This is a genomic window from Longimonas sp. (assembly GCF_040409695.1).
Lineage (GTDB): Bacteria > Bacteroidota > Rhodothermia > Rhodothermales > Salinibacteraceae > Longimonas.
Genome location: NZ_JARWGJ010000140.1, coordinates 1 through 6,553 on the forward strand (window position 1 = coordinate 1; position 6,553 = coordinate 6,553).

General features: G+C 61.8%; 5 protein-coding genes. All 5 read left to right on the plus strand.

Translation table 11 applies throughout. The features are described 5' to 3' along the window. A partial coding sequence (locus PPP56_RS08725; protein ID WP_353563656.1) for an LbetaH domain-containing protein occupies positions 1 to 495 on the plus strand: 495 nt, incomplete at its 5' end. Positions 496 to 517: 22 nt separating this feature from the next. Further along, positions 518 to 1,705: a glycosyltransferase family 4 protein gene (locus PPP56_RS08730; RefSeq protein WP_353563657.1), complete on the plus strand. Its 1,188-nt coding sequence runs from the start codon at positions 518 to 520 to the stop codon at positions 1,703 to 1,705. Positions 1,706 to 2,012: 307 nt separating this feature from the next. Then, positions 2,013 to 3,482 carry a polysaccharide biosynthesis protein gene (locus tag PPP56_RS08735; RefSeq protein ID WP_353563658.1) on the plus strand — a complete coding sequence of 490 codons (1,470 nt, stop codon included), beginning with the start codon at positions 2,013 to 2,015 and terminating at the stop codon, positions 3,480 to 3,482. A gap of 20 nt (positions 3,483 to 3,502) precedes the next feature. Then, entirely contained in the window at positions 3,503 to 4,684 is a 1,182-nt protein-coding gene (locus tag PPP56_RS08740; protein ID WP_353563659.1) for a glycosyltransferase, read from the plus strand. Between the two features lie 91 nt (positions 4,685 to 4,775). Next, positions 4,776 to 6,553, plus strand: a 1,778-nt coding sequence (locus tag PPP56_RS08745; RefSeq protein ID WP_353563660.1) for a C25 family cysteine peptidase, incomplete at its 3' end; no start/stop codon positions are given.

Sequence of the window (6,553 nt, forward strand, 5' to 3'; positions counted from 1 at the left end):
GTGCTGGGACACCCTGTGCTGGGTCCCCCCTCTTGGCTCAGTCGCCACCCGCGCGTCGCCTACGTTATTGCTATTGGTGAAGGCAGTGCCCGAAAACGGGTAGCTGACCAGCTTGCCTCTCATCCTGCCGCTGCGGCTACCCTGGTAGACCCCAGCGTTTCCGTGCACGAAAGCATCCGGTTTGCACCGGGATGCATTGTGTATGCCGGCGTTGTATGCATGGTCGCTGTTACCGCATACCGCCATGTGATCGTCGACGCGCACTGCACGCTGGGCCACGATGCTGTGCTACATCCATTTGCAACGTTGCACCCGGGGGTCCGCGTATCTGGACGTGTTACGATAGGCAACAGAGCCCGGCTGGGGGCCGGGGCAGTTGTGCTTCCCAACCGACGTGTTAGCGAAGGCGCAACCGTTGGCGCCGGCGCTGTTGTGACGCGTAATGTACCTGCTCATACTACTGTTGTAGGCGTACCTGCACGCGCCCATCTTTGATCGCTCTAAAGCACTTTGTACCGTGCATATCGCCGTCTTCGTCCAGCATTACCACACGCCCGACTGCCCCACCGCAGGACGCCCGCATGCGCTGGTCTGTGCACTTGCTGCGCATCATGACGTTACGCTGATAACAGCGAATATGGGGCGCAAACGCCGGATCACTAATAGCTACCGCTGGGTGCCGCCTGGCGTGGCGCACCATGAAGTGCCTGTGCCGTACCAAAACGAAATGAGCGCTGCCCAGCGACTGGTTTCGTTTGGGCGCTACGCGGCTCAGGCGGCCTTAAGGGGACTTGCAGCCGGTCCGCCTGATATCGTATTAGCTTCCTCAACCCCGCTCACCGTTCCGGTGGTCGGCGCGCTTGTGGCACGACGGTATGGAGTACCCTGGGTGTTCGAAGTGCGCGACCTCTGGCCCGACTTTCCCATTCAGATGGGGGCAGTGCCAGCGGCAGGGGCGCAGCGCGCGCTTTACGCATTGGAGCGGTATCTCTACCGCGACGCCCGTCACGTTGTAGCGCTCTCGCCCGATATGGCGCGCCATGTGCGCCGTCGGTCGGGACATAATCGGGTCAGCATGAATCCATACGGCACCGACCTGTCGCTGCTGCGTCGGGCGCCGACCCGCGAGGCCGAAGCGCTCTGTCCGCTCCAGGACGGGCAGCGCCTCGTCCTGTATGCCGGGTCGTTTGGCCGCGCCAATGCCCTTCCTACGCTCCTTGATGCTGCGCGCCGCCTGCGTGATCGCCTCGATATTGTGTGGGCGTTTGTAGGCAGCGGGTACTACCAGCCGGACATAGAGGCTGCGGCGCAGCGTCTTCCCAACGTGCGTATGCTGCCTCCACAGTCGTACTCGCGAACCTTGGCGCTCTTCAAGCACGCAACGCTCTCCATTACTTCGTTCGTTGACCGGCACGTGCTACGGACCAATGCCCCCTCCAAGTTGATGGATAGCCTCGCGGCCGGCACCCCCGTGATCGTTACTAATCCGGGCTGGACCAAAGAGCTCGTTACGTCCGGGCAATGCGGGTGGTACGTTCCCCCTGAAAACCCTGAGGACCTTGCAGCGTGTATCTGCCAGTATATGGAGCGACCTTCTTGTGTTCGAGCACGCTGGTCGCGCAACGCCATCCATCTGGCGCATTCCCGGTTTGATCGGGCTTGCCATATGCGAGCGTATCGGCAGCTCATTGAGGGCCTCGCCTAAGCTGTACCGATAGCCCACACGTGGATCAAGCAAGGGCAAGCCTATTTAGACGGGTACTGTCGCGCCGCATCATACGCCCAACACAATCATAAAGTGCTATTTTCGCACGTACTGCGTATACTCCGTTGCGCCGCCCCCGTCGGCCTACGTTCTGGCTATAGCGTGAACAGGCTGTAGCTGGATGCCACCTATGAACAGCCCGTGTCTACTACCCACCCTGCTAAACCTACACCAGTTCGTGCAAGCGATCCGCTCCCAGATTCTCTCTCTTGCCAATGGCCCCCGTTGGGTTTCCCGTAGCGCGTGGATGTGCCTCGACCTTGCCATCGTATACGTTGGCCTATGGGCTGCAGCGTATCTGTTTTACGCCTCTGCCCCTGGCGCAGCTGAACTGGCTACTTCCCCTACTGCTCTCCTTATCACCGCTGCGTTTGCCGCCGCTCTTTTCGGAACAGGCGCCTACCGGCATGAGCCCTCACAGATCCAGCTGCCTGTGCTGATGCGTATGGGCATTGCCATCGTAGGGGCAGGTCTTGCTGCTTCTGCTATCCTTTATCTATGGGATCCAGGTCTCTTACTCCCGAGAGGGGTTGTCGCGCTGCACGTGCTTGTCGTCGGGGCCGGCATTCTGGGCAGCCGGGCGCTTGTACGTCTTGCAATCTCAAGAGCTACGCCGCCCCCCAGCCCGCCGGCTCATGTCCCCAGTCCGCTTACGCTCTACGACCTGGTCGAACGCCCGCGCCCCGCAATCAACACCAATCGCCTTCGTAACGCACTTACCGATCGCACAGTGCTGGTTACCGGTGCGGGGGGGGCGATCGGAAGCGAACTGATGCAGCAACTGGCTGCTCTCACGCCCTTTCAGCTGGTAGGCGTTGACATGAGCGAGTATAACCTCTACCGGCTTCAACATGCCCTCAACGATGCGTCACTCAGCCAGAACGTTGACCTCCGGCTGGCAGATGTACGTAATACCCGCTCCATGCAGCAGCTTTTTCAGACGGTGTGTCCCGACATCGTCATCCACACGGCGGCCTACAAGCACGTTCCGATGATGGAGGAGCAGCCAGTTGAGGCCTTCCAGAACAATACGAAGGCAACGATGCAGCTCCTTGAGCTGAGCGAAGAGTACCAGGCGGAGCAGTTTCTCTTTGTGTCAACCGATAAGGCCGTGCAGCCTACCAGCGTGCTCGGCGCCACCAAACGCCTGGCGGAATGGTACGTGCGCGCCTCCACCTCTTCGGTGGAGCACAAAATCGTGCGGTTCGGCAATGTGTTTGGAAGCCGCGGCAGCGTCGTGCCCCGCTTTGAGCGCCGGCTCGCGCAGGGACGCCCGATCCCGGTCACGCATCCTGACATGGAGCGCTACTTTATGAGCGCAGAGGAGGCGTGCAGCCTCATCATGCATACGCTGCTTCTCGACAGCCACCCGGTCTACCTCTTTCGCATGGGCGAGCCGCTGCGCATCATCGACCTGGCGCAGCAACTGGCGTTGCGCTGGTATCCCCATCGCGACCCTCAAGAGCTCATTGAACAGATCGGGCGCCGCCCCGGCGAAAAGATGACGGAGTCGCTTGCGATGCCGCACGAAACCACCGAAGCTACCACCCACCCATCCATTCTCGGGGTGCGCGGAACCCTCCCGTACAGCCGAGCCGAACTCGACGTGCATATCCAGCATCTTGAAGCGCATGGACGCCGAACCGATATCTCCCCCGCGCACATGCGTCGCCTCATCATAGCCGCCCCCTCTGCGTCGTTGCGCAGTGCTCCCTGAATCCTTCGCCATGTTGTAGGATGCACGTTCTCGTTCTGCCCTCCTGGTTTCCAACCGACTTCAGCGCTGCAGGAGCGTACTTCTATGAGCAGCTCAACGCGCTCCAAGACGCTGGGTGCACCGTCGGTGTTGTCTACCCCGAACACCACAGCCTGCGCCGCCTCACCACCGCGGCCCTTGCAACCCACCGCTTTCAGACGCGCTGGCATGTCGAACACGGCATCCCTGTGCTGCGCCGCCACAGCTGGAACGTCCGCTCCCGCCTCAACGGCACCTTCGCTGCACGCATTCGTGATGCTGAGCAGCTTGCGCAGCGGTATGCAGCAGCCTACGGCGTGCCCGATATCGTGCATGCTATGAGCGCGCAATGGGCCGGCCCCGCCACTGCCCGCATCGCCTCTATCTGGAACCGCCCCATGGCGCTCACCGAGCACTTTAGCGGTTTCATGCGCAACACCCTGCTCCCCGAGCAGCGCGCACGCCTCCCCAAAGCATTTAGCCACGCCCACGCGGTAGCCGCCGTCAGCCCCACTCTACGCGATACACTGATCCGCCAGGAGTGGTGCACCGCACCCATCCGCCTGATTCCCAACCCGGTCGATTGCTCGTTCTTCACGCGGCCCGCCCGGCGCCCCACTGCGCCTCCGCTTTGCCTCGCAACCATAGGGCGCCTGGTCCCCGAAAAAGGAATCGACCTCCTGCTGCATGCTTTCCGCCGGGTGGTATTGGAGCAGATGGGGTTGAGGGATGCGAACGTCGCGCTTCATATCGCCGGTACCGGCCCTGAGCACGAAACGCTTCGCACCCTCGCATCGAACCTCGACATCGATCAGTACGTGACGTTTCACGGACATCTGTCGCGTGCTGCGGTACGTGATCTTCTGCACCGGTCTCATCTGTTCGTGCTTCCGAGCCGCCACGAGACGTTTGGGATCGCTGTGGCGGAGGCGGTCGCTACCGGCTGTCCCGTACTCGCCACGCGATGCGGGGGGCCCGAGCACATCCTCACGCCATCGACAGGCCACCTCGTGGCATCCCATTCTGTGCCGGCTCTTGCCACCGGACTACGTACCATGGTGCCGACCTTACACCAGTACGATACTGCTGTCTTGCGTGACTCGGCATGCAACCGTTTTGGCGTTGTTACATTTACAGAACGTACAATGGCGCTCTATCGTGAAGCGCTTGCGTCCTTTTCGTAATCTCGCGATCATAACCTCGCCCAGCGGCGCATAGCTTCGCACGCTTCGTTGCCCCACTCTCCGCTCCCGCGATTCTCCCGCACGGCCTCTTATGCCTCGTCCATATTGTCTGATTATTGCAGCACTCTGGCTCTGGAGCGTCATTCCTGTGGGTGCCAGCGCCCAGCATGGCGGACTCGACTACGAGACGTCGTGGTACGCCGAAGGTGCACCGTACGTCAAGATTGATGTTGTCGAAGATGGTATCTACCGCGTGAGCGGAAGCGATATTGCGGCCGCTCTTCCTGCAGGCACCGCGCTTTCCGATATCGACCCGGCAACGCTACAGCTGTTTGAACGAGGCACAGAAGTCCCCATCGATCTGGATGCTGACGGCTCGCTCCAGCCTGGCGATGCGATGATCTTTGTGGGCCTGCGCAACCGGGGCGATGATGAGACCTGGGCCTACAACGACGACGCCTCGCTGCAGAGCAGCGCCCACCGCAGCCTCTACACCGATACCACTACCTACTGGCTCACCTGGGCACAGACCGACGAGGGGCTGCGCTACGCATCCTCCCGTGCTACAGCGACGACCCCAACGACTGCGCTCCGCGATACCGCCTGGGCCGAGCGCGACACGCGGTACTACTTTGGACGACCCAACCAGAGCAATACCCCTCTTTACAGCGAATCAGAGGGGTACTACTGGCACCGGTTCACGCACAACAATACTGCACCACGCACCTTTTCGTATACCCTCCCGGTAGACCGGCGCGATGCCACGGCCAGCGCTCCGCTGGACCTGCGTATCCGCTTCGACGCCGAGACCAATTCGTGCCATCGGGTCGAGGTGGAAGCGCAGCTTACGTCGGGTGGGGGAACCGCATATGAATCGCTCGGCACCACCTCGTGGCAGGGCACGGCCCGCCGCACCTTCGAAGCCAGCGTAGACGCCAGTCGCATTCCCGACGACGGACTGCCCCTGCGCATCACCTCGTACAACGACGGCTTCGACAGCGGATGTCCGTCGCCGGCCAGCACGCCTAACTATGTGCTGCTCGACTGGATTGCTGCCGAGTACGACCGGACCCTGCAGGCGCGTGCCGACGACTGGCAACGCATTGTCTTGCCCAATGCTCAGACGTACACGCTCGACCTGAGCGGACATACAGGCACGCCGGTCGCCTACAGCCCCGACACAGCGCTCATGGCTACCGCGGAGGGGGACGCGTTGCTGTCGGTAGACAACCCCACAGCCGGCGCTGCCTACTGGGCCGTCGGCTCCAGCGGTTACAAGGCTCCTGTCACGATGCAGGCTCATACAGGCACCAACTGGGCCAACCCCGACGCGCACGCCGCCGACTACCTGCTCATCGCGCCCCCTGCACTTGAAGAGAGCGCGCAGTCCATGGCCGACTATCGACGCATGCAGGGCGGCTACGATGTTGCCATGGTTCCGCTGCAGGCCATCTTCGATGCGTTCGACTACGGGCGCCCCAGTCCCATTGCAATTCGGCGCTTCGTGCATCAGTCGCAGCAGTGGAGCACCCCCCCACGCTTCCTCGCTATATGGGGCGATGCTCAGCACCCCATCTACACGAATGGCGTCGACGACCGCACGCCTCCCTGGAGCGTCCCCTCGTTCGGGTACTCGCCCTCGGATGGCTGGTATGGCATGCAGCAGAACGGCCCCACCGACTGGAGCGAACTGCTTGCCATCGGACGCATTCCGGTACGCAACAATGCACAGGGCGAGCTCTTTCTCGACAAGCTCTCAACGTATGAATCGGCCCCGCTCGACCTGTGGCAGCAGCGCATGACGATGCTCGCAGGCGGCACCACGCCCTCTGAACAACAATCCCTGCAGTTCTACTCCAATCGCTGGGC